The 24,999-nt window shown below is 45.4% G+C and carries 20 protein-coding genes; 8 read left to right on the top strand and 12 right to left on the bottom strand.

The genetic code is table 11. The features are described 5' to 3' along the window. The first annotated feature begins 10 nt into the window (after window positions 1-10). From R1T43_RS19735 to R1T43_RS19725, 3 genes are all read left to right on the top strand, one after another. Window positions 11-511 (top strand): alpha/beta hydrolase, encoded by a 501-nt coding sequence (locus tag R1T43_RS19735; RefSeq protein ID WP_317351299.1) that lies wholly within the window; start codon window positions 11-13, stop codon window positions 509-511. Window positions 512-623: 112 nt separating this feature from the next. Beyond that, window positions 624-2,465 carry a GNAT family N-acetyltransferase gene (locus R1T43_RS19730; RefSeq protein WP_317351296.1) on the top strand — a complete coding sequence of 614 codons (1,842 nt, stop codon included), beginning with the start codon at window positions 624-626 and terminating at the stop codon, window positions 2,463-2,465. Beyond that, a complete protein-coding gene (locus R1T43_RS19725) occupies window positions 2,462-3,430 on the top strand; it encodes a histone deacetylase family protein (protein WP_317351293.1) in 969 nt (322 codons plus the stop codon). The genes R1T43_RS19730 and R1T43_RS19725 overlap by 4 nt, the downstream gene beginning before the upstream one ends. On the opposite strand, the gene R1T43_RS19720 is transcribed toward R1T43_RS19725, so the two are convergent. From R1T43_RS19720 to R1T43_RS19685, 8 genes are all read right to left on the bottom strand, one after another. After that, the gene (locus tag R1T43_RS19720) at window positions 3,427-3,960 is read right to left on the bottom strand and encodes a DUF6436 domain-containing protein (protein WP_317351290.1); all 534 of its coding nucleotides are present in this window, start codon (window positions 3,958-3,960) and stop codon (window positions 3,427-3,429) included. The genes R1T43_RS19725 and R1T43_RS19720 overlap by 4 nt on opposite strands. Continuing rightward, window positions 3,960-5,441 (bottom strand): methyl-accepting chemotaxis protein, encoded by a 1,482-nt coding sequence (locus R1T43_RS19715; RefSeq protein WP_211069146.1) that lies wholly within the window; start codon window positions 5,439-5,441, stop codon window positions 3,960-3,962. The genes R1T43_RS19720 and R1T43_RS19715 overlap by 1 nt, the downstream gene beginning before the upstream one ends. A 166-nt stretch (window positions 5,442-5,607) precedes the next feature. Further along, window positions 5,608-6,597 carry a zinc transporter ZntB gene (locus R1T43_RS19710; protein ID WP_317351286.1) on the bottom strand — a complete coding sequence of 330 codons (990 nt, stop codon included), beginning with the start codon at window positions 6,595-6,597 and terminating at the stop codon, window positions 5,608-5,610. Between the two features lie 144 nt (window positions 6,598-6,741). Continuing rightward, the gene (locus R1T43_RS19705) at window positions 6,742-8,133 is read right to left on the bottom strand and encodes a DUF3300 domain-containing protein (protein ID WP_317351283.1); all 1,392 of its coding nucleotides are present in this window, start codon (window positions 8,131-8,133) and stop codon (window positions 6,742-6,744) included. A gap of 162 nt (window positions 8,134-8,295) precedes the next feature. Next, complete coding sequence (gene ribA, locus R1T43_RS19700) at window positions 8,296-8,910, bottom strand: GTP cyclohydrolase II (protein WP_211069143.1); 615 nt, start codon at window positions 8,908-8,910, stop codon at window positions 8,296-8,298. Between the two features lie 154 nt (window positions 8,911-9,064). Further along, window positions 9,065-11,905, bottom strand: a complete 2,841-nt coding sequence (locus R1T43_RS19695; RefSeq protein ID WP_317351280.1) for an EAL domain-containing protein — start codon at window positions 11,903-11,905, stop codon at window positions 9,065-9,067. 111 nt (window positions 11,906-12,016) lie between these two features. Continuing rightward, a complete protein-coding gene (locus tag R1T43_RS19690; RefSeq protein WP_317351279.1) occupies window positions 12,017-12,325 on the bottom strand; it encodes a DUF3630 family protein in 309 nt (102 codons plus the stop codon). Continuing rightward, complete coding sequence (locus R1T43_RS19685) at window positions 12,313-13,740, bottom strand: protein adenylyltransferase SelO (RefSeq protein WP_317351277.1); 1,428 nt, start codon at window positions 13,738-13,740, stop codon at window positions 12,313-12,315. Before R1T43_RS19685 ends, R1T43_RS19690 begins: the two co-directional genes overlap by 13 nt. Window positions 13,741-13,946: 206 nt before the next feature. Here R1T43_RS19685 and R1T43_RS19680 point away from each other — a divergent pair, with 206 nt between their 5' ends. Continuing rightward, window positions 13,947-14,615 (top strand): glutathione S-transferase, encoded by a 669-nt coding sequence (locus R1T43_RS19680; RefSeq protein ID WP_317351276.1) that lies wholly within the window; start codon window positions 13,947-13,949, stop codon window positions 14,613-14,615. A 32-nt stretch (window positions 14,616-14,647) separates the two neighbouring features. On the opposite strand, the gene recQ is transcribed toward R1T43_RS19680, so the two are convergent. After that, window positions 14,648-16,486 (bottom strand): DNA helicase RecQ, encoded by a 1,839-nt coding sequence (recQ, locus tag R1T43_RS19675; protein WP_211069298.1) that lies wholly within the window; start codon window positions 16,484-16,486, stop codon window positions 14,648-14,650. Window positions 16,487-16,648: 162 nt separating this feature from the next. Between recQ and R1T43_RS19670 the strand changes: the two genes are divergently transcribed. The 3 genes from R1T43_RS19670 to rarD all read left to right on the top strand — a co-directional run bounded on the left by R1T43_RS19670 (window position 16,649) and on the right by rarD (window position 19,600). Beyond that, on the top strand, window positions 16,649-17,143 hold the full coding sequence (locus tag R1T43_RS19670; RefSeq protein WP_211069139.1) for a thioesterase family protein: 495 nt from the start codon (window positions 16,649-16,651) through the stop codon (window positions 17,141-17,143). Window positions 17,144-17,173: 30 nt separating this feature from the next. After that, the gene (locus R1T43_RS19665) at window positions 17,174-18,511 is read left to right on the top strand and encodes a magnesium transporter (RefSeq protein ID WP_317351273.1); all 1,338 of its coding nucleotides are present in this window, start codon (window positions 17,174-17,176) and stop codon (window positions 18,509-18,511) included. 138 nt (window positions 18,512-18,649) lie between these two features. Then, window positions 18,650-19,600 carry an EamA family transporter RarD gene (gene rarD, locus R1T43_RS19660; RefSeq protein WP_317351271.1) on the top strand — a complete coding sequence of 317 codons (951 nt, stop codon included), beginning with the start codon at window positions 18,650-18,652 and terminating at the stop codon, window positions 19,598-19,600. Here rarD and R1T43_RS19655 read toward each other — a convergent pair. Further along, a complete protein-coding gene (locus tag R1T43_RS19655) occupies window positions 19,588-20,844 on the bottom strand; it encodes a diguanylate cyclase (RefSeq protein ID WP_317351269.1) in 1,257 nt (418 codons plus the stop codon). The two genes, rarD and R1T43_RS19655, sit on opposite strands and share 13 nt — an antisense overlap. 36 nt (window positions 20,845-20,880) lie before the next feature. Further along, window positions 20,881-23,052, bottom strand: a complete 2,172-nt coding sequence (gene uvrD, locus R1T43_RS19650) for a DNA helicase II (RefSeq protein WP_231517504.1) — start codon at window positions 23,050-23,052, stop codon at window positions 20,881-20,883. A gap of 338 nt (window positions 23,053-23,390) precedes the next feature. On the opposite strand from uvrD, the gene cysE reads away from it, so the two are divergent. Continuing rightward, window positions 23,391-24,209, top strand: a complete 819-nt coding sequence (gene cysE, locus R1T43_RS19645) for a serine O-acetyltransferase (protein WP_013785921.1) — start codon at window positions 23,391-23,393, stop codon at window positions 24,207-24,209. Between the two features lie 55 nt (window positions 24,210-24,264). Here the strand turns inward: cysE and R1T43_RS19640 are convergent, their stop codons facing one another. Then, entirely contained in the window at window positions 24,265-24,987 is a 723-nt protein-coding gene (locus R1T43_RS19640) for an HAD-IA family hydrolase (protein ID WP_317351263.1), read from the bottom strand. Between the last annotated feature and the right edge of the window lie 12 nt (window positions 24,988-24,999).

Below are 24,999 nucleotides of genomic sequence, written 5' to 3'. Positions count from 1 at the left end.
AGGTTTTACGATGACTACTGTCATTTTTTCTCATGGAAAAGAAAGTGGCCCTTGGGGCAGTAAGATCACTACATTGTCTAACGTGGCTAGCGATGTTGGCTTTAATGTTATTAGTGTGGATTACCAAGATTTACCGTCGCCCGAAGACCGTATTACCCGATTGGTAGATACGGTACAAGAGCAAGGCGACGAAGTTATTTTAGTAGGTTCTAGTATGGGCGGTTACGTGTCTTTGGTGGCGGCTGAGCGAGTGTCTGCAAGGGGACTGTTCTTATTAGCGCCAGCGCTGTATATGCCAAACTATGAAGTGCAAGAGTACAACTACACCGGTAAAACCAGTGTTATCCACGGCTGGAATGATGATGTCATTCCCGTTGCCCATAGTATTGATTACGCGAAGCTGCGTAATTCCCAACTGTTGCTGCTTGAAGATGGTCACAGACTGTCAAACAGCATGTTTGCCATATCGCCGTTCTTTCGCAATTGGCTGCATCCGTTTACACTGAACTAATGGAAGCAGTGCTGCTTTAACGTTTTTCCCGTTGTCTTACTAGCTGGGTAACGCACAATGGGAAAAATGTGTCATTATAGTGGTACAGATTAGCGGGAATAAGGCCGAGGGTATGGCAATAGGTTTACCGTCTGAACCAGATTGGAAAGCGCTGATAAAATCGGGCTGTCGATTATTTGTGGGTGGCAACGCATCAGTACCATATGCACTAATTGAACATTTAATCGAGCACAGCGATGGCTTTAGTGATATTGAGTTAGTACACATGCTTGCACTCGGCGATACTCGCTGGGTAAAAGAAGAGTACAAAAATCTTTTTAAAGCCAATACCTTCTTTATTGGTGGTGAGGCGATGCGACAAGCCGTAGATGAAGGCAGAGCCGACTACACCCCCGTATTCCTGTCTGAAATTTCAAGTTTGTTTAGTGATGGCACGCTGTCTTTAGATGCCGCACTCGTTAATGTTAGTCCCCCTGATGAATTCGGCTATTGCTCATTAGGAGCGGCGGTTGATATTGCCATGTCGGCAGTGCGCCAAAGCAAATACGTGATTGCTCAAATAAACCCACAAGTTCCCCGAACCGCCGGCCATTCCTATATTCACGTAAGCGAAATTACTGCATGTATTGAAGCAAACGAGCCCTTAGTTGAAGTTATGCCTCCGCCTATTGATAGTGTGGCAGAACGTATCGGGCAGTACGTTTCAATGTTGGTTGATGATGGTGCTACTCTGCAATTCGGTATTGGTAAAATTCCAAGTGCCACGCTTAAGTACCTTTGTCATCACAAAGATTTGGGTATTCACAGCGAGATGCTTACCGACAGTATTATCGAGTTGTTAGCATCTGGTGCAGTGACGAATAAGAAAAAAACCTTTCACCCTGGCAAGGTAGTAACCAGTTTCGCTATTGGTACCCGAAAGCTCTACGATTTAATCGACAACAACCCACATATTGAATTTTACCCTAGCAGTTATGTGAACAAACCTACCAATGTTGCCAAAAACGACAATATGGTGGCGATAAATAGTGCCTTAGAAGTTGATTTAACGGGGCAGGTGGTTGCCGACTCATTGGGTTATGATTTTTATAGTGGCATTGGCGGTCAGGTCGATTTTGTCACCGGTGCATCTATTAGCAAAGGGGGCAAAGCTATTATTGCACTGCCATCCACGGCTAAAAATGAAACTGTATCTCGCATTACCCCTCGTATTGCCGAAGGGGCTGGTGTAGTGACCTCGCGAGGAAATGTACAATATGTTGTTACTGAGTACGGTATTGCATCTCTTAAAGGGAAAAGCATTCGCGAACGAGCGCTAGAGTTAATACGTGTGGCGCACCCTAAGTTCAGATCTCAGCTATTAGAAGAAGTCAGACAGCATTATTGGGTGCCGCATTATCAAGAAAAGTACCCCACTGATATTCCAGAGTTGGGAGCAATTCAGCTTAAACGGCTGAATATTCAGGGCGAGAAGTTTTATATGCGCCCGCTGAATCCCGCTGACGAACGCCGCCTTCAAGAGTTCTTTTATTCGCACACCAAAGAAACCTTGCGACTTCGCTACAACTACGACCCCAAACAAATGTCGAGAGAGAAGTCGTGTAATTTGGTGAGTGTAGATCAAACCTCTGATGTGGCGCTGTGTATCGTGCGCCAAGAAGGGTCTCGAATTACTATTCATGCTGTCGGACGCTTTTACTACAACGCTGTTAATAACTCCTGTGAGGTAGCATTTGTTACCCGAGAAACACAGCAAGGTAAAGGCATGGCAAGTAGGCTATTGAACGAGCTTATTCGTATAGCGAAAGCCCGTGAAATAAATCAGATGGTAGCCTATGTTAGGGGAGAAAATACCCCTATGATCACAATCTTTGAACAAATGCAGTTTAAGCGGCTTTTTACCGATGACCCCAGTGACGTTGAATTAGTTTTAAACGTGAGTGAGTTACCATGACCATTCGAATTTATCGCACAAAACATGGTATTAAGCACGACTTAGGGCCAGAGCATCCTGAGTCGCCTGATAGATTGTATGCAATAGACGACCAGCTATTAGCGTCAGGTTTAGAAATGGTGTGTGAACACGCTGATGCAAAGCCTATTGCTGAAGCGTATCTCACCTTGGCACATAGTCCAGAGTATGTGAAAAGTGTGTTTTCCCGTGCACAACACTTGTCAGCAGCCACAAAGGCACATCCCGATGTAAATCATAACGACAGTAACCCAGTTACTTGGCTAGATGATGATACTGGGTTGATGGAATACACCCTGCCTGCCGCTTTGGAATCGGCAGGGGCGGGTTGCAATGCAGTAGACTGGGCTATGCAGGGTGATGATAGACAGGCATTCTGTTTGGCTCGTCCGCCAGGGCATCACGCTACCTACGACGGTTCAATGGGGTTTTGTCTGTTTAATAACGTGGCTATTGCTGCTCGCTATGCCTTACAAAACTATCAACTCTCTCGCGTCGCTATTATCGATTTCGATGTGCATCACGGCAATGGTACTGAAAATATTATTGCAGGGGATCAGCGCATTATGATGTGCTCTAGCTTTCAACATCCGTTTTATCCTCATAGCGGTGCGCCTGTGTCAGCAAGTAATATTTTATCTGTGCCAATTGAAGCGGGTTCTACCGGCGAGGTGTTTCGAGAAAAAATCTCCCATTGGTTTAATGCACTAGAGAACTTTCAGCCCGAGCTTATCTTTATATCGGCAGGGTTTGATGGCCATGCTGAAGACCCTATGGCGCACCTTCGCCTTACCGAAGATGACTATTTTTGGGTAAGCCAGCGAATCAGGCGTGTTGCTGATATATGCTGTAATGGCCGTATAGTGAGCACGCTTGAGGGCGGGTACGATTTAAGTGCGCTGGGGCGCAGTGTGGTAGCACATTTAAAAGGGCTAGCTCACCCCTAACGGTGCGAGTTGCAAAAACACCCATCGGCTTCGGTTTTTACCACAGCATTTATGTAAGACGAATTTGATGCATACCCACTAATTTCGTCCACTAAATTTTTGCCGGTGAAGCAGCCATAGCCTGTTGCATAAGGGCCCAAGTAGCGAAGGTTATATTGGGTGTCCACAACCATAAGTGCAGGTACAGAAGGCAATATAGCGGCGAGTTCTGGCACATTTTCAATGTCTAGCCTAAAACCGCTGTAGTCTAATTGACCTAGTTTGTTAATCAGCTGAGTTTGATGGGGATCGGTAAGGGTGTCGCAGTAACAATTTTCCTGCGTACCCACATGAACAATACTGCCAGCAGGCACATCATAGTTTTTAAGCAGCGTTATCAAAGAAGCGTCAAAGGTGACGCTTGTTGATTGATGCAGTAAAGTGCCTTTAGGATCGAACTCAGAAATCTGACGCTGGCTATAAAACAAAACAGCACTTAGTAAGCTGATTGCCCATACAAGCAGCAGCGTCCAACTTCCCTTTTTCGACATTACAGCTTAAAGCGACCTATAGCACCGCGCATTTGTTGTGAAATTTGAGACAAAATTTCCACTTCTGCTGATAACGATTCCGCCGTAGCTAGCTCTTCAGAAGTCAGTTCACTTAATCGTGCTGTACTTTCTGCGATGGAAGCCGATGCAGTTTCTTGCTCAACGGCAGAGGTCGCAATTTCTGTCATGCTCTCACTGGCAAACTGAATTTGCGTCGTGATTTCAGACATTGCCTGGGTGGCAGTATCAGCCGATAGTACCGCTTCATCAACAAGCTGAATACAGGTTTGCATTTGGTCGACCGAACTTGCCGTTTGACTTACTAACTGCTCGGTAACCGAGGTAATTTGGTCAGCACTTTCTTTTGAACGAATAGCCAAGGTACGTACTTCATCGGCAACCACAGCAAACCCTCTACCGTGCTCACCAGCACGGGCCGATTCGATAGCCGCGTTAAGCGCCAACAGGTTAGTCTGCTCTGCCACTGAAGTAATGGCGCGCATGGCTTCTGAAATGTGCGAACATTGTTCGTTAAGTGCAGTGTTAGTTTTTGCAGCGTTATTTAGCGTGCTACGCAGCGAATCTATGGTTCTGCTGGTGGTGACAATAGAGTCGCGAGTTGAACCTGAAGAGGCCTCTGCCGCAGACGCTTTGTCGCTAGCTCGTGTTGTCTGTTCGGCAGACATCTGCATGGTTTGCGCAATTTCTTCAGACGAAGCTGACACCATGGCAATTTCTTGGTCGGTATTACGGCTAATTTCGAACATATTGCTCGCCGCAGTTTCCATTTTTTCACAACCTTTAACGACCTCATTCATTAATGAAGACGCTAAAGCAACTAAGTCTTTAACCTGGTCAATAAGTTCGCCAAATGGACGAAGTATCTCGTTTTCTCGCTCGAAGGATACTGATAAATCTATTTGCCCTTCAGTTCTCTGCATATTTTCTATAGCAATACGTAATTCTGCGGCGCCAGCCCCTTCTTGATGGGCTTGTTTGGCCATGTACATCAAAAGGCCGCCTTCCGCTAATGCAAAAGCCGCGTGCATTAATAAAATAGGGAACGTTAGATCTCCCTCTTGGAAGATAAATACAGGAGCACCTTGCGTAGCCAGAATATAAAAGCTGATGTGGTGTACCGCAACCACGGCAGTGGCTGTCGCAATTACCTTCCAGTCTCTGAAATAAGAAAGAAACGCCAATGTCACGAATATTTCAAAGTGCATTTCAATAAGCCCGAAGGTTTGATGAATATGCAGCGCTGTGAGTAATTGTATGCCAATGGCTACTGCATGACGGCTGATAACTGACTGAGGCTGCTGAAAGCTGAAGTATAGAGGCAGAGCAGCGATAGGAATGCCAAGCACCACGGCTGTGATGATATCGCCTGTCACAAAGCCTATGATAAAAGAAATGACTAATTGAATAAGTATAACTACTCGAAAGATCTTGTGTCCTTCTTGTATCCAAGGGTACTGCATATTGTTTTCTCTCCACTAAAGCAGTTTGCCTAAGTGTAGGCAAAAAATGCTAAGAGCGCTATTTTGACCAATCATACGATTAAAAAAATTAAAATCTATTAGCCTTTATACTAATACCTTGAAAATTAATTATTTTTAATGAATTTGATAGGATAGATACGCGCTATTAAAGCCATCGCTTCCATAGCATTGCGACCAACATGCAGAGACTTAGTGCACCCATTCCAAGGATTAAATATAGAAAAGCATTGGCAGATTCTGTGCCAGGTAATCCGCCAACGTTCATGCCAAACACTCCCGTTAAAAACGACAAGGGCAAGAAAATCGCCGTTACCATCGATAATACGTACATACGCACGCCTTGTTGCTCTGCTATTCGGTTTCGTAATTCGTCTTGAAGCACAATTGCCCTTTCACGTAACAAATCCATATCTTCTACATACCGACTCATGCGGTCGGTCTGCTCTCGCAGTTCAAAGCTTTGGTTTTGAGACAGGGTATCAGGTAAGCGGTGTAGGGCATCTAACGCATCTCGCTGTGGCGCAAGGTAGCGCCTGATAGATGCAGCTTGGCGTCTTATGATAGATAGATTTTGCCTATCTTCCTTTCGCAGTTGTTCGCGGGTTTCAAATCCTACTAAGCTCTCGTCCATTTCATCAACGGTGTCTAAAATGGTATCAGCAACTTTTGTGATCATGTTAAGCAGAAGGGCGGGTGGGTTTATTGGCACCTGTTTAGAGGCTATTTCATCGCGAAGATTTTGAATGGAGGCTAATCGTCTGTTTTTACGTCGAGCACTTACGATAATGCGGCTGTTGTACCATGTACGTAGCGACACCATATCTTCTGGGTCGGCATCAGGGTTTTTATTGATGCCTCGCAAATACACTAAGGTACCTTGATGCAGCGTCATGGCTCTTGGTCTTGTTTCTAACGCAAGTAAGCTGTCTATCACGGTTTGATGTAAGCCACTAGAATGCAACAAGGCGCCAGCGTCTTCAGCATCTGACTGTACATGCAGCCAAAGGTAATTATCGCTGGATGCACACTGTGCTAAGGCGTCGGGAATAGCCTTCGCTTCAATGGTTGTAACGTCACCATTGGGAGATAGTAAATAAGCCCATAACAAGGCTTGAGGAGGTGTGGCTGCGTGCATATAACCCATTACCATCAGAAAAAGTTAACTCATACTACGCACAGATATAGCCGCTTGCCATCAAAAACAAACGCGCCTGTATGAACAAGGCGCGTTTGGCTTTTAGGTTAGAGGCGTGTTTGCCCCAACCGATTTAGTCTCAACCTACTTCTGTGAATGAGATTTACTTTGCCCGCTTCTGTTACGGTTAACGTTGCTTTGCCTGCTTACGCTCCTTTCACGGCTTACACTTCTGTCGCGACTCGCGCTGCGATCAACATTCCGTGTAGTACGTTGTTGCGACATTGACGGACGGTTAGACGCTGTACGAGTATCCCTAGCTTGCGTGTTTTTAGCGCTAGTTTGCGTCCGCTTTACATGGGTAGAAGCGCCTTGCTGGTACTTCTGCCCTGAAGCCTTATTACTCTCACGCTTCACGGTTTTAGTGGTCGTGACTGTTCGCGTCGTAGTGCTATGTCTAGGAGTCACCGTTCGTGGTGTTTTTAACTGCTTGTTTGCCACATTTACATTGCGCGAAGTTTGTCCTTTAAGTTGGTTATTGTGTTGTATGTTTCGATGATTATTTTGAGAGACGCTTGTCTGCGTGTGCCTTGAAGACTTAGCGTTGATAACCCTAGTGTTACCACGCTCGTGGCTTCTTACTTTCACTGAGCGAGTGGCGCTATATCGTTTAGGCGCACTATGTACCACGCGGTTAGAATAGCGAGCTCTACGGTGGTCAGCATTATGCTGCCAGCGCTGATAACCTTTGCTATAAACGCGTTTATTTGGGGTGCCTCTGTAATAGTGACGCACTGGCTCTCTGTGGATCACTACATGTCGATTGCTCCAACGAATACCGCCAAAATAGAAGAAACTTGAAAGCCTAACCTGCGGTGCCCAGAAAAAATTCCCGCGATGACGGTAGCTGACCCTATGATGCCAGTGCACAGGCGCTATGGCATGAGACCAAAGCCCAAATACAATAAGCGGGTCGTAGTAAGGCACGTAAACCACATCTCTATGGCGAGGTGCGATAACAATCACGCTACGTTCTTGTTCTATCTCACGCTCTACTTCAAGGTAATCATTCGATTGTAAGTTACCGGTGTTAAGGGCGTGTTGGCGAAGCAACTGTACTCTATCCAGTACACGGGCTTCACTAATTAGCACGTTATCACCAAGCGCTTGTAACCAGTTTAGATCTTCGGCCATGGTGTGCAGAATATCGGTAAATGCAGCCAAGGCTTTTACACTCGGATCCCAAGTAACCGGATCTAGCGCTTGCTCTATTTGTTCAGGGGTAAGGTGCAAATTGCTTTGACGCCATCTGTCTGCTGCCACTACGTCAAGAGGGTAGGTGGCCGCAATCATAATATGAGTAAGCAAGGTGTCAGGGTAGAGCGCAATGGGCGCAAGTAGGCTATCTAGCTCAGCGTCTGAATACTGGTAGTTATCTACACTAGTTTCTGGCTCAACCGTTGCCGATGCGAGCATGGGGAATGATGTTGATAGAGTTCCCATGGCTACGAGTAAAGCTAAAGTCAGTTTTCTCATACGTTCTCCTTACATTACTCTGCATGAGAGTGCTTAAACTAAGCACTTTTACAGGCAATGTCACAAAGTCTGTATCTGTTATAGCCCATCGGTTATTAACGTAACCTGAACCAACCTGAATTATTGTCATTCAGGTTGGAATAGATTGAATGGAAAAGTGACTTATTTGAAAGAGTGGGGGTCGAATGCGTGACCAAGCTTTTCAGTCTTGGTTTTGATGTAGTTCTTATTGTCTTCCGTAATACCGTGATCGATAGGCTTACGTGCCACTACATCAATGCCTAACGATTTTAATGCCGCTAGCTTCTTAGGATTATTGGTCATCAACTCAACGCGATGCACAGCTAAGGTATCGAGCATTAGCTTACAAATATCATAGCTACGTAAGTCGGCATCAAAACCTAGATGTTCATTGGCTTCAACCGTATCCATGCCGCTATCTTGTAAATTATAAGCGCGAATTTTATTCAGTAACCCAATACCTCGACCTTCCTGACGAAGATAAAGTAAAACGCCAAAACCATTTTCGGCAATGTTCTGCATGGCTTTTTCTAACTGAAAACCACAATCGCAACGGGTGCTGAAAAGGGCATCTCCCGTTAGACATTCAGAATGAATGCGGATGGGTACCACATCGTTTTCTTTCCATTCACCATAGGAAAGCGCCACGTGCTCCTGTCCACTGGTTTCAACGAAACCATGGATTTTAAAATTACCATGACGAGTAGGTAATTTTGCGGAACTGACATATTCGTATTTAGGTTGTTTGCTGCTCATGTTACTTCTACACCTGGATCATAAGCGTTATGTGGGGGTGTTCTTGCCTTTTACAAGGACTTAAGACAGGTACAGCTCCCCATTCATTAATCCGCGAATGTTACAATATACCCCTTTTAAAGTGTAGCAATACCATAGCCTAATCGGTTTTAGGTTATAACGGTTTGAAGTCGTCAAGCAGAGCGGGCTCAGCTACACCGTAGCCTTGGGCGAAATCGATGCCCATATTACCTAGCTGCGTCATAGTGGCATCAGACTCTACAAATTCACCTACGGTCTGCATTCCTAAGGCTTTTGCCACATCTTTAATGGAAGACACCATAGCCACATCAACAGGATCTGCTCGCATGTCTTTAATGAAAGTACCGTCAATTTTGACAATATCTACAGGTAGATGTTTCAAATAACCGTATGACGCAAACCCTCTGCCGAAATCGTCTAATGCAAAGGAGCAGCCCAAACGATGGAAGGTACGCATGAAGTCGATGGTGTATTCCATTTTAATAATCGCGACAGACTCAATCATCTCGAAGCAAATTTTATCGTACGGAATGTTGTAACGTTCAAACGCATTTAGCACGAAGAGCTTAAAGTCTCTGTCGGCTAAGGAATGGCAGTTTAAATTAATACTACAGCGCTTTAATTCAGCCAAATGCTCGGGGTGCTCATTTAGCCAACTAAAGGTATTAACAATGACCCATTTATCTATCTTAACGTTCATCTCGAAACGTTCAGCGGTAGGCAAAAATGCGGCGGGCTCAACAATGCGACCGTCGGTTTCTTTCATGCGCAGAAGTACTTCATAATAATGGCCGTCATTAGGTCGGCTTAATGGTCTAAGCGGCTGGTAGTAAAGTAGGAACCTGTCTTCTGATAATGCCGAATGAATGCTGTTTACCCAATCAAGCTCATTTTGGTAGCGCAGCGTACTTTCATCGTCTTTGCTGTACTTATGAATTTGATTACGCCCCTGATCTTTAGCGTAATAACAGGCGGCATCAGCCATGCAAATGTATTGCTCGGCACTGGCATCTGGGTCGGTACACACTACCATACCAATGCTAACCCCTAAGCTGAAAATACGGTTTTCCCAAGAAAAGCGGAAAGCCTGAACGGCATTTAACAATGTGGTTGCCTGCAAATAAGCTTGTTCTTCAGGCTGATTTTCAAATATTACGCCAAACTCATCGCCGCTGATACGCGCCAGCATTGCCTCATTGGGCAGTGACTTTTCTAGCAAGTGGGCAATGTCTTTAATCAGGGCATCGCCGGCTTTGTGACCAGAGGTATCATTAACAATTTTAAAGCGATCTAAGTCCAAATACAGCACGCACGGCGGAATGGGAGACTTTTCGCTTAGCCTAGCGGTAAGCGTAGTTTCAAACTGTCGTCTATTATAAACCCCCGTTAGCGAGTCGTGAGTAGCCATAAATTGTAGGCTAGTATCTGACTGCTTTTTCTCGGTTACGTCGATAATAGAGCCATACAAAAAGCTACCACTGTCGTTTTCTCGTACTTGGCAAGATATAGAAAACCAAAATGCACTGCCGTTGGCGCGCATACCTTTAATTTCCCGCGCCGCTACCTGCCCGCTATGAAGTAGCTCTCCTACCAATACGTCGCGGTCTTCTGAGTTGGCGTAAAACTGCTTGGTGTTTTTCACCTGGGCTAACATTTTCGCTTCATCTGGATAGCCAAAGAGGGCACACATGGCAGGGTTAACCGTTTTTAATTCACCGTCTAAGGTTGAGGTGTATAGACCTTCACTGGAATTTCTAAACAAATCATAAAAGTGATGAAGGCTACTAATAGTAGCTTCACTTTCAGACAATTGTAGCCTGCTCATGTTCCGCTCTTTTAATTCAACGGCAAAGCCAATGCAAAGCAAAGACAAGGTCAGTAGAGTTAGAATAATCATGACAATGGGCGCGGTATAAAACGCATCGTCGAAGGCGATTTTAACAAATACCGCATACAGCATGAATACGAACACCCAGGCAAAAGCGAATAGCCGACTCGATGCTAAATTTTGTTTATCCTTAAATATGAAGGCTAAGCCAATATGATACGCCGCAATAAACGGGCTGGCGGCAAAAAGAATGCGGGTTGCATCGTATGCACTAGTTGCCAATGCTGCGATAGCCATACCAATAGGTAATGCAAAGGTAAGTATTCTTAGCACTAATGGAATGGGAGAAAACAAACTATGGGTGACTTTCGCGAGCGTCACAAAGCTAAGGCTAATGAGCACAGCAAAGGTTATTTCGCTTGCGTTGGTTAAGGAAGGCCATGTCGCAAGTCCACCTTGGGCCATAAAGAACAACGCAAATAAAACAAAATTAGTCGCAGCCAACCAGAAGCGGGCAGGGGTTCGCTGGTATAAGTACGATAACAGGAAATAGCCAGTCAATACCGTGAGCATACCTAATACGATACCTAGCAGAATCAACATGGTTTCATCGTACTGTTGAATCGCTTCTTTTTCCCATAGCGAAATAGGGAAGTATCGAAGGCCATCGTCATACACGCCAATAACAAGCCTGACATTTTCTTGTGGCGTGAGTGAGAAGTTTAAGCGAATTGCAGAGAAGGGTTTTTTTAAAGAAAAATCCCCTTTACCTGCTTGGTAACGGTAAGATTTTATTATTCGGGCGTTACCATCAAGCAAGTAGATTTGCAGGTCGTTAATATTGAGCCTGTCTATATTTAGCACTAGGGGAATAGTGCTAAATCCCTCGTTCGTCAATTCATTGGAAATCCAGAGTCGACTATTATTTCTATTAAGCGGAATACTGCTGGTTAAGGGGCTAGAAGGGTGGAGTACATCTAAGTACGTCATTGATTTATGTGCGACAAAAAAAGAACTACTTTCGTTAATAGTGGCAACACGAAAAGACTGGTCAATGGTAAGCTCTGACGCAACAGCTGAATTTTGGATAGCGTCACTTAACGCCCATGTACATAAGGTGATACAAGCAATGAAGAATGCCAACATTCCTTTTCTTGTGAATGGCATAGCTACCTTATTAACGTAAATTCTCAAAGATCAGTAAACTAATAGTAACGGAAGATTTTGATTTTGGGGAAAGAAATAACAAAAACTCACTCACTTTCCATTAAATAGATAATCATGAAGGTCTTGCGCACTTTCGCTACTTCCTATTGGTTCAAGCCAAATGGCTTCACAGAGCCACTCAATAAATAACATGCAGCTGAAGCCGCCGTTGCTTAAAGTAACTTGATAGCGATCGGCGCCCCACTCTTGATTTGTCGCCGTTAAATTAAAAAGTGAACAGAAGGTTTGCTCCCACTGCTGAGTTTTTAAAGGCGTACTAGGAAGTGAGGTATCGATAAACAAAGCGTGGCCATTTATTTTAGACAACGCTTTAAGATTTTGAATAGTTAACTGCTGCATGACAAGCTCGTGTGTGTTGATGATGACGGTGGTTTTGAAAATGGATGTATATCCCATTTTGTATCAAAAGGTGTGCTTGTGGCTTCTAACAAGGCTTCAGAAAGTGAAAAGTCGCCCTTTTCGGCTAATTCAATCGCCTGCTGCAGCAAATGTGTACGAGGTATGACCGCCGGGTTTAGCGATAATAGCTGAGGCTCATCTTCTCTTACCAAACGCAGTTGCCGGTAGCTTTCCCACCATGTATCTAGTTTTTCTCTGTCAACAAATGTATCGCGAAAAGGACACGGTATACAGCTTACATCTGCTAATGCCAAGTGACGAAAGTTGTAAGTGTAATCTTGATTTTCGGTTTCAAGTATTTGTAGCCAAGACTGCATTAGCGCAAGGCTTTGCTCTTGTTCACTAGTTTCAAGACCCATACGAGAGAGCATCAGGTGTTGATATTGTGAAATGAAATTGGGCTCGAAGGTAGATAAAGCGGCTTTTATTTCATCCACCGAACAATGACCTGAAAAGGCATGGGCAAGGGCATTTAAGTTCCAAAGGGCAATACCTGGCTGTTGATTAAAGGCATAACGGCCTTGATGGTCAGAGTGATTAAAGACCGCGCCAGACTCGTAGCTATCCAAAAAGGCAAATGGGCCATAATCAAAGGTAATGCCATGAATAGACATATTATCTGTATTCATTACCCCATGTACAAAACCGTGGGTTTGCCACAGCGCGACCAATCTAGCGGTACGCCTTACTACCGCGCCTAGTAACGCTGCATAAGGGTTTGTCGCCTCTTTGCATTCGGCAAAATGATGCTCAATGGTAAAATCGAGCAAGCGTTGTAGCTTATCAGTTTGGCTAGCATAAAAATAATATTCAAAGTGACCAAAGCGTATATGACTAGGGGCTGTTCTTATCATCATGGCACCGGTTTCGGCGCGTTCTCGGTATATGGTATCAGCACTGGTAAAAAGACACAGCGAACGGCTAGAAGGAATACCTAAATAATGCAGTGCCTCAGCGCCAATATATTCTCTTAGGGTAGAACGCAGTACGGCTCGCCCATCAGCGTGCCTAGAGTAGGGCGTCGGGCCTGCTCCTTTTAAGTGAAGATCTTGGGGCTGCGCGTTTAAATCGATAACTTCGGCTAAAAGTAGCCCTCGTCCATCGCCTAATTCAGGGTTCCATTGACCAAACTGATGACCACCGTATTTTTGCGCAAATGCCCGTTGTGTAAGGGGCGTAACAGGGGAGTGTAGCCAATCAAGCAGGCTTTGAGACTGCATCAAGGGCTCTGGAAGCGCAAGCTCCTTAGCTAGCGTAGTGTTAAACAAGCCAACTCGCATGTCTTTAAGCGGGGCTGGAAGTACAAAACTACCCAGTTCCGATAGGGTTTCAGCATAACGATTTAATAAACCCATTTGTTACTTGTTTCCCGATAGCGTGTCACAATCTATAGGGCGGAAAGTAGCAAAATGTGAGGGCTAATAAAAGTGTCATTTACATCAGTGAGACACAGTGCAACTTATCACAGATTAAAATTAAACTTCCCCTCTACAAAGGGTGTATAAAAGACGCAAGCCAGCAATAATAAAAAACGGCCTTATTTGGGTCTAAAGGAAGCATTATGCTCACGTTACATCACTTAAATAATTCTCGATCTCAACGTATTTTATGGCTATTGGAAGAGCTAGGCGTTGATTACAATATTGAACACTATCAGCGAGATAGCACCACTAATCTTGCACCAGATTCGTTGCGAGCAGTTCATCCATTAGGTCGCTCGCCTGTACTGACTACCCCAGATGGTGCTATTGCTGAGTCCGGTGCTATTGTTGAGTATTTAGTACGCAAATACGGGCAAACAAGCTTTACCTCTCCTGAGAGTGGTGAAAATCTGCAGCAGTATTTATTTTGGTTACATTTTGCTGAAGGCTCGCTAATGCCACCCTTGGTAGCCAGATTAGTGCTGGAAAAAGCCCGTCAAAAAGGTGCTAAGCCTTTCTTTATTAAACCCATCACGAACAAGTTAATTGATGGTATTTTGAATGCCTATTATGGGCCGAACTTAGCCCAGAGCTTGCGCTACGTAGAGTCTTACCTTGCTCATCACACGTGGTTTGCGGGTGAACAACCAACGGGTGCTGATGTACAAATGATATTCCCACTAGAGTCATTAGTGGCAAGTGGGAATGCCAAAGATTTCCCTGCTATTCGGGAATACGTGAAACGGGTACATGCACGGCCTGCGTATAAGCAAGCGCTAGAAAAAGGCGGCGAGTACGCATATGCCTAATGCGACACGCTAGAGCTAATCAAGTACTGCCGCTACTGCTCGCGATGAATGTAATCGTTTATCAGCTGCATAAAGGCGTCGCCATAGCGGGATAGTTTGGTTTGGCCTACGCCGCTGACATCTAGCATAGTGTCGCGGGTGGTCGGTAGCTTAGCGGCCATGTCTACCAGCGTAGCATCACTGAATACCACATACGGCGGCACTTCGTTTTCCTCTGCTAGTACTTTACGTAAGTGCTTCAAGCGCATAAATAAAGTGCGGTCGTAGTTAGCCGGTGCTTGTTTGGCCTTTTTATCTGGTTTGAATTCTAATCTAGGTACCGCGAGTTGTACCGCCACTTCACCCTTCAACACCGGGCGTGCCGCTTCGGTTAACCGAAGCGCTGCGTTAGCGGTAATATCTACCCTAATTAACCCCTTATGAATAAGCTGGTTAATCATGTTGTGCCAGTAGCTGTCTGACTTGTCTTTACCAATGCCATACGTTGAAAGCTGGTGGTGCCCGGCTTCTTGCAAGCGCTTTAGTTGTTTGCCGCGCAGTACATCAATAAGATACTGCGTAGATGCTTGCTGCGAAAGCCTAAGAATACAAGAAAGCACTTTTTGGCTAATGACCAAGCCGTCAATCATGGTGGGTGGATCTAAACAAATATCACAGTTGCCACACGCGCTATCACTAAACTGAGAAAAGTAGTTAAGCAGTACTTGTCGACGGCAAGTTTGCGCTTCAGAAAATGCTTCCATGGCCGCAAACTTTTGAAGTTCGATGGCATTTCTATCGGCCTGCTCACCTTGTTCTATCCATTGACGTACCCGCGCTGCATCTTTTTCGTCGAACAGTAGCATGGCTTCTGATTCAAGGCCATCTCGTCCTGCGCGCCCTGTTTCTTGATAGTAGCTTTCAACGCTTCGAGGTACATCGTGGTGCACAACGTAACGCACGTTCGACTTATTAATACCCATGCCGAAGGCGACGGTGGCCACCACAATATCAATTTTATCGTTCAAAAATTGGCGCTGTACGAGTTCTCGTTCATCGGCATCCATACCCGCATGATAAGCCGCGCAGCGAAAACCTTGCTTGAATAGCTTGGCATGTAAGTCGTCTACTTTGGCGCGACTATTACAATAAATAATCCCGCTGCCTTCTTGTTGTTTAACGTAGGTAACGACTTGTTCAAAGGCTTTGTACTTTGACATCACCCGATAGCGAATATTCGGTCTATCGAAACTGCCTTTATAAACCAAGGGTTCATTAAGTTGTAATTGGGTGAGAATATCACCTTGCGTGGCGATGTCAGCTGTAGCCGTTAACCCAATAACAGGAATATCAGGAAAGCGGGCTTTAATCTGGCCGAGGGCACGGTAGTCGTGCCTAAAATCGTGCCCCCAATGGGACACGCAGTGCGCTTCATCGATAGCAAACAAGGCGACATCAGTAGTACGAAGAGTTTGCTGAAAGCCAAATTGAAGCAAGCGTTCAGGAGATACATACAGCAAGTCTAACTGGTTAGATACCAGTCGCTCGGAAATGTTGGCTTGCTCTTCCTGACTAAGTGTTGAATTCAGGTAAGCGGCTTTTACCCCTAAGGCCTTTAACTGTTCTACTTGATCTTGCATTAACGAGATAAGCGGCGACACCACAATACCGGTACCCGGGCGGATCAGCGCTGGTATTTGGTAGCACATTGATTTTCCACCACCGGTAGGTAGCAAAACAAGTGCATCTCCACCTTTGCACACATGGTGGATGACGTCTCCTTGTCCATCGCGAAATTCGTCGTACCCAAACACATTTTTTAAAACGTTTTCAGGGGTTAGCGCATCACAAACGGGAGAACTAATAGTGGTGTCGGCAATTACAGTAGTCATGGCGGGGGATTTTACGCGTTTTTCCATCGTTCTTCACGAAACAAACGCAAAAACTGGACTAAAATTCAGAAGTCATATGAAAAGGTATAACAAATAAAAACAGTGCAGCCCTTTAAAGTAGGCTAACGTCGAAGTAATGCTACTCATAAGAAAGGATGCAATATGCGCATTTCAGACAATAAAAATATGCCTAGCCGCAACGATATGATTGCACATGTTATTAGTTTATTTCGTGATACTATGCCGTTTAACCAGTTATTAGGGCTAGAGTTCATTCGCTCGAATGAAGGGTTAGAAAGTGACAGCATAGAACTTCATGTTTCTTGGCGTGAAGCCTTAACCGGAAATCCACTGCAAAAAATTCTTCATGGCGGCGTAACAGCCACTATGCTAGATACCATAGGCGGCTTGGTCGCTATTATTGAAGCGATTAAACGAACTAACGATGCCGACCTAGCAAGCTTGCAAACCCGTTTACCGAAAATGGGCACCGTAGATATGCGCGTTGATTATTTACGGCCAGGTCGTGGTGAGCAATTCATCGCTACGGCCAAGGTAATTCGCGGTGGTGCCAAGCTGGCGGTTTGTAGGATGGAGCTTCACAATGAAAAAGGCGATCATATTGCCTTTGGTACGGGTACCTATATGTTGGGGTAGCCGGTAGAAAACGTATTTTGGAGGTGTTGAGTGGCGGAGCCATTACCCGATCTTATCGAAGAGTTTGTAACAGATGGTATGGGTGATGACCCAGCGTCTATTCTTACCGCATTAAGTGGGCAGGATACTGTCTACATTGCCTCCTTATTAGAATCGTTACCCCTAGAGCGACGTCTTGTCGTTTGGGAAGGCATTCCACGTGACCGCAAGCTTAGCGTGCTGGTGGAAATGCGAAGCGACCCTCGTGAAATTCTCATCGACGCCACCCCCCATAACGAGTGGGCGTCAATTTTCGCAGATATAGACGCAGAAGACTTACTTGAACTCCTCGACTCATTACCCACACGCTTAGTTGATGTCGCGTACGAAGCACTTGATAGCCAAGAGCGTAAGTATTTCCGCGAAGCAACTCAGTTCCCCGATGAACAAGTAGGTCACTGGGTTAGTCATGAATTGCTTGTACTCCCGGCCAATGCAAAAGTCAAAGAAGGCTTACGCCTTTTACGACGAGACATACCTCAGCATTGCGATAGCATTTACTTAGTGAATCGTTCGGGACAATTCACTGCACTGGTGAAGATTCATCGTCTTTTTTCAGCGCAGGAACACAGCTCACTAATTAGCATGGCCGAAGAAAATGTCACTATGCTAGTAGGCACCGACGAGTCTACCGCAGCATCATTACAGGTGCAGCGCTCAGGTCTATCCTCATTACCTGTGGTGGATGAATCGAACAAGCTGATTGGCAGATTAGACATTGCATCGGCCAGTGAATTAATGAATGAATCTTACGAACGTCAAGTGATGGCCTCGGCGGGTATGGATGAAGACGAAGATTTATTCTCGCCTGTAGCAAAGAGTGCGCGAAACCGTGCGTTATGGCTGGGTATCAACTTGCTAACGGCGTTTTTAGCATCTTGGTTTATTGGGTTGTTTGAAGCCACATTGCAACAAGTTGTTGCGCTTGCGGTACTTATGCCCGTCGTTGCCAGTATGGGCGGTATAGCCGGTAGCCAAACCCTTACCCTAATTGTGCGCGGGTTAGCGCTAGGCCAGGTCACGCCTGCGAACTTACGTGCACTTATGATGAAAGAGCTGAAAGTGGGAGGGCTAAATGGCGTGATATGGGCACTGGTGATAGGCATTGTGGCCTATTTTTGGTTTGCCGATGCGCTACTTGGTATGGTGATTTGTCTTGCCATCCTCTTTAACATTGTGGCTGCAGCGCTAGCTGGTGTGTTTGTCCCCTTCATTTTAGATAGATTAAAAATAGACCCAGCGTTATCTGGCTCGGTTATTCTTACCACCGTAACTGATATTGTAGGCTTTGTTGCTTTCTTAGGCTTGGGTACGCTGTTTCTGTTGTAGCTGGAAATATAAGTAAGTTACTTACCTAAACAAACTTTATCGAAAAATACCCCATTCTGGGCGTTATAGGCTTGTTATTTTAGGCAAGGTAATGAACACTGTGCGCCTTTTTTCAGCCTTAAAAAGTGATAGTTAACTATGCGCGCTCAGCAAGCCAGTGCTGCCCAAGTCGGAGTGATTTTTGCCATTGCGGCCTACACTATGTGGGGCATAGCGCCAATCTACTTTAAACAGCTTACTGTACTGCCGGCAGCAGAAATTTTAATGCACCGGATAATTTGGTCGGTATTAGTGCTTGTGGGGTTAATTGCGGCGTTAAATCAGTGGCCCAAGGTCATGGCTGCCTTTCGCAACAAAAAGGTGATGCAGGTGTTATTGGTCGCTGGCATTTTATTAGGCGCCAACTGGCTACTGTTCATCTGGGCAGTGAATAACGATCACATACTGGATGCAAGCTTAGGTTATTACATCAATCCGCTTATTAACGTGTTTCTTGGGCGGCTTTTTCTAGGTGAAAGGCTAAGAACGTTTCAGCGAGTGGCGGTGGTATTAGCCATCGTGGGCGTGGCTATTTTGATTTTCTCTTACGGTCATGTGCCTTGGATTGCACTTGTATTGGCGGGCAGTTTTAGTATTTATGGCATTTTACGCAAGCAAGTCGCGGTAGATTCTTTGCCGGGCCTTTTCATCGAAACCTTAATGCTATCACCCTTGGCTTTAGGCTATTGGCTGCTATTTGGATCAGAATTCAGCAACCTTTTCAATAACGACGCTAGTTTAAACATGCTTATTTTAGCAGCCGGTATTGTAACCACTGCCCCCTTGTTATGCTTTACCGCAGCGGCACGGCGTATCATGTATTCAACCTTAGGCTTTTTGCAATACATAGGGCCAACGCTCATGTTTGTGTTGGCGGTTTACTTGTACGATGAGCCGTTAGATGAAGCTAGGCTAATCACCTTTGGCTTTGTGTGGTTAGCACTGGCAGTATTTAGTGTCGACTCTCTTATCGCCTACAAAAAACAGCGAAAAGCCCAAAAGGCATCGCTGCAGACGGCGAAGGAAACCAGTGAAACTCAAACTTCTTGAGTTTCACTGTTAAGGGTAACTTGATTACGACCTGCATGTTTTGCTTTGTATAAAAGCTTATCAGCGCTACTTAGCAAGGTTTCGATATTTTGCGTCGGTGTATTGCAAAGGCCAATACTGCAGGTTACCTTCACAGTGTCTTCGCCCAGTTGAATGGGCAATTTTTCTAATGCCATTCTGAATCTGGTTAACCGCTCTTGTGCGTTATAAATGTCGATTTTAGGCAAGTAAACGCAAAATTCTTCCCCACCAAAACGTGCAACCAGCGTATCGTTAAAATGCACTTGCAATAGGTTAGCTACTGCTTTGAGCACAAGATCGCCCGCATCATGCCCGTAGGTATCGTTAATGCGCTTAAAATGATCAAGGTCGATAAGCGCTAACGTATGTTGCTCAGGTAGCTTCTTATACTGCACGGTAACGGTATAAAAGAAATGACGGCGATTAGGCAGCCCTGTTAAATAATCCGTATTGGCAGCGCGGCGAATGGCTTCCACGCTTTCGATATATTCAATATTCTGCATCACGCGGCATAAAAACTCTTCATGACAGTAAGGTAAATGCAAAAAGTCGTTCGCGCCGCTTTTTATGAAATGCGCAGACATAAGCGGGCGTTGGTCGCTTGCTAGCCCGATAATGGCTAACTGCTCTTTTGAAAAGGCTTTACGCAGGCCTGAAATAAACTGCGTGCCCGTCATATCTGGAAGCGCGTTATCGGTGATAACCAACCTGATATGCGCATGCTCAGCCAATATGCTCATAGCATCGCTGGCAGTAGGGCAGTCGTAAACCACAAAGTTGTGTCGATAAAGTAGTGATAGCATTTTTCGTCTAGATGACCGGTGAGTACTCACTACCACAACGCCCGTCGATTTATTTTTCTCTAATCTAAAGAGAAGCCGACTTAAGTAATCGTAGTTTTGTGCGTTTTCTTTGGGAATATAATCAACGACGTCTTTTTCTAAGACCTTGTCTCGGGTTTTCGCCTCTAACGTATCGGTAGTAACGATGGCCGGAATGAAGGCGTCAATAGCGAAGTCGATGGCTTCGCCATTCGGGGCATCCGGTAAGTTATGAGCAACAATGGCGCACAAAAAACTCTCTGGCATCATAAGCGCAAAACGTGCGCTCGCTTCCGTTAATGAGTGAGCGCCAACAGGGGTTAACCCTGATTTTCTGACGAGTTTTGATACAACGTCTAAGTTTTTATCGCTGTTTTCTATCACCAGCACGTTTTGCGGCATATTTCTCTACTTGGGTTCAGGCTTCTTGCCAGATGACTATGCTTTTTCCAATTTAGCATAGGCGAGAACGAGCCATTTTGTACCAAATTCGTCAAAATTAACTTGTACCCTAGCGTGTTCACCACTGCCTTCGTAGTTTAATACAATTCCTTCACCGAACTTGCGATGAGCCACTTTTTGGCCCAACTGAAAGCCGGTCTCTTCAAAAGAGGCATGTGATGTTGCTTGGCTGAATCGGTTATGTATCGGTCGAGAAATAGTAGACTTGAGCCTTACTTCTTCAACACAGTCAGCAGGAATTTCACGAATAAAGCGAGAAGCTGTGTGATATTTGTCTTGCCCGTATAAACGGCGGCTTTCCGCGTAAGTAATATACAGCTTTTCCATGGCGCGAGTCATGCCCACGTAACATAAGCGACGTTCCTCTTCCATTCTGCCAGGTTCATCATTGGTCATTTGGCTTGGAAACATACCTTCTTCAACACCGGCCATAAACACCATAGGAAATTCTAGGCCCTTCGCAGTATGAATGGTCATCATCTGTACGGCGTCTTGATCGGTACCTGCTTGGGTTTCACCTGCTTCTAACGAGGCGTGAGCTAAAAAGGCTGAAAGTGGCGTCATTTCTTCCGCTTCATCAGGTACCGTAAATTGTTTACAAGCGGTAACCAATTCTTCCAAGTTTTCTAAGCGCGCTTGGGCTTTTTCGCCGCGTTCGGCCTGATACATGGCGTATAAACCTGACTGCCTAATGGCCACATCGGCGTGTTTCTCTAATGGCTCGTCTACGGTAGCTTGTTCAAGCTCGGTCACTAACAGCACGAAACTTTGAAGGGCGTTAAGTGCACGGCCTTTGAGTGCGTTTTCGTTAATAAGCAGTTGGCTAGCCTGCCACATAGAGCAATTATGTGTTCTGGCGGCTTCTCGTACTTGTGAGAGGGTTTTCTCACCCATGCCGCGAGTAGGTGTGTTCACCACACGTTCAAAGGCGGCATCGTCATGAGGGTGATTCATCATGCGAAGGTAGCCAAGTGCATCTTTAATTTCTTGGCGTTCAAAGAATCGAAGGCCACCATAAATGCGGTACGGTGTACCTTGGTGAAGCAAGGCTTCTTCTAATACCCGCGACTGGGCGTTATTGCGATATAAAATCGCGGTGTCTTTTAGCGCATTGCCTTGATTCAGCCAGTCTTTAATTTTCGACACAATAAAGCGGGCTTCGTCTAACTCATTAAACCCAGCATAAACAGAAATAGGCTCGCCATCGTTGCCGTCTGTCCAAAGCTCTTTGCCTAATCGGCCGGTGTTGTTATCGATAACCGTATTGGCGGCTTTCAAGATGGTGCCAGTAGAACGGTAATTTTGTTCTAATCGAATGGTTGTGGGGTTATTAAAGTCTTTTAAGAAGTGCTGAATATTATCAACATTCGCGCCTCGCCAGCCGTAAATAGATTGGTCGTCATCGCCCACAATCATAATGTTGTTTTGATTGCCGCTACACAACATGCGTAGCCACGCGTATTGAATGTTATTGGTATCTTGGAATTCGTCCACTAATACAGCGCGGAAGCGGCGCTGGTAGTTGGCGAGTACTTCGGGGTTTTTAGCCCAAAGCTCGTGAGCACGCAACAACAACTCGGCAAAATCCACAAGCCCTGAGCGGTCGCACGCGTCTTGATACGCGGCGTAAATTTCACGCATTTTTTGTTGTGTTTGATCGTTGTGGGTTTCAATATGCTGAGGACGTAAACCTTCGTCTTTATTACCGTTGATATACCACTGAATTTGACGGGGCACCCAGTGCTTTTCGTCTAAATTCATGGCTTTTAAGATACGTTTGATTAAACGGTATTGGTCGTCTGAATCAAGAATTTGGAAGTTTTCAGGCAAATTAGCTTCTGCATGGTGGGCGCGAAGCAGCCTGTGGGCTAATCCGTGGAAAGTACCAATCCACATGCTATTAAGGCCACGGCCCATCAACGATTCTATTCGGCCACGCATTTCTTTGGCGGCCTTGTTCGTAAAGGTTACGGCCAGAATGGAAAAGGGGGCAATATTTTCCACTTCCATTAACCATGCTATGCGATGCACTAACACCCGAGTTTTACCGCTTCCTGCGCCAGCTAATATGAGGGCGTTAGAAAGAGGGGCTGCTACCGCTTCACGTTGTTTGTCGTTAAGCTCGTCAAGCAGTCGGGATACATCCATAATATGGTCAACCTAATTTGTCTAGTTTCAATGCTGCAACATTATGCCAGCTGACTGTGAATTTATACAGGCTTGTTTGATGAAGCTTAGCGGCTAGGGGGTAACTTTTGCGATGAATTTTGCCCTGTTTAGGTGATACCGGCTGTATTCAAAGGCGGGTTATCGATAAGTTGAACAATTTTCACGCTTGAAGCGTAGTCTATAGGTGTTGTTTTTAGTATGGCTCATGTACACTTCGAGCCATTAAGCTGCCTACGAGAATCTAGGCCTTTTACCATCTTGCGCCGTTTACCCGTTTTCAAACGGGGTTTGAACTTTACTTTTACAGGAACTGCCTCATGCACGCACTCTCTCCATCGACTGACTTTTGGTTATCGTTAAAAAAAGAAGCGCAAACTGTGGCAGAAAGCGAGCCGCTATTAGCAAGCTATGTTCACGCCTGTATTTCAGCCCATCATAATTTTGAGTCGTCGTTAAGCTTTATACTATCAAGCAAAATGGCTGATGAAGTGATGCCAGCTATTGCCATTCGTGAAGTGTTCGATGAGGCCTACTTGTTAGAGCCGTCGATTAGTGAGTCGGCAATGGCAGATATTAACGCGATTCGTGCTCGAGACGCGGCAGTAGATGACTTCTTAGTGCCATTGCTGCACTTTAAAGGCTTTCATGCCGTGCAAGTTCATCGTATGGCGCACTACTTGTGGTTGCATGGTAGACATCAACTCGCCTTGTTCTTACAAAGCCGTAATTCGGCTACCTTCGGCGTAGATATTCACCCTGCCGCTAAAATAGGCAAAGGCGTGATGTTCGATCACGCCACCGGTATTGTAGTGGGTGAAACTGCTGTTATAGAAGACAACGTGTCTATTTTGCAAAGCGTAACCCTTGGCGGAACCGGTAACGAGTCGGGTGACCGTCACCCTAAAATTCGCCAAGGCGTGTTAGTTGGCGCGGGTGCTAAAATTCTTGGCAATATTGAAATTGGCGAAGGGTCTAAAGTGGGCGCGGGTAGTGTTGTGCTAGACAACGTTCCACCTCACGTTACTGTAGTGGGTGTACCTGCAAAAGTAGTTGGGCGCCCGGTATGCCAGCGCCCTTGCGATTCTATGCGTCAAAACGTATTGGAAGACAACCAGCCTTATTCGCAAAAGCCTTAAGTGCTAGTACTTTAAGATTACATAGCAAAAGAGCCAGCGCTACTTACTGCATTATTTATAAGAAGTAAGCTAATTCGTCTAACGAATCTAGTGCCACGTGAGGGAGTACAGACGCTCTCTCTCGGGGTAGATGCATTTCTCGATTGCATGCAAACCACGCTGACTGAAACCCTGCATTTATTGCCCCATACACATCTTTAATAATGTTATCGCCCACGTGGAGTATGTGTTTAGGCGCTTCTCCTATAAAGCTTGCTGCTTCATCAAACATAGCCCGTGAAGGCTTCATAGGGCGGCTAGTGCTGGCATGTAAAATAGTATCGAAATAGGGCGTAATGCCTATTTGGTCGGCATTTACATTGCCGTTAGTAATACCCACTAGAGTCATATTTTCACTTAAAATCGATAAGGTTTTATGCACATCATCAGCCAACTCAAACTCGCTTCTGGCATGGTAAAAACAGTCGAAACATGCTTGCACAGCAGCCTCTAATGCATGGCTGTCGTGGGTTGGAATATCGTGAATCAATGCCGCATTTAACACTGCTAAACGCAACTTTCCCATATCAGATGAATAAGTAGGATTGGCTACAATGGCGTCGCGCTTTAGTTGCTGCCAGTGAGAAGGGGGTAAGGCAGCCGTTTTAGGGTGATGCTGCTTTAAATGCGCATTTAAGGCCGCTTCTGCTTGGCGAATAATAGGTTCGTTGTTGTATAAGGTGTCGTCAAGATCGAAGGTCATTGCCTTCACGGAACTAATAGCTCTGAAGAACTGCATAATAGTTAAAGG

The sequence above is a fragment of the Alteromonas sp. CI.11.F.A3 genome, from assembly GCF_032925565.1.
Classification (GTDB): Bacteria; Pseudomonadota; Gammaproteobacteria; order Enterobacterales; family Alteromonadaceae; genus Alteromonas.
The sequence above is the reverse complement of the archived record's forward strand: the minus strand, read 5'-3'. Positions and strand labels throughout refer to the sequence as shown.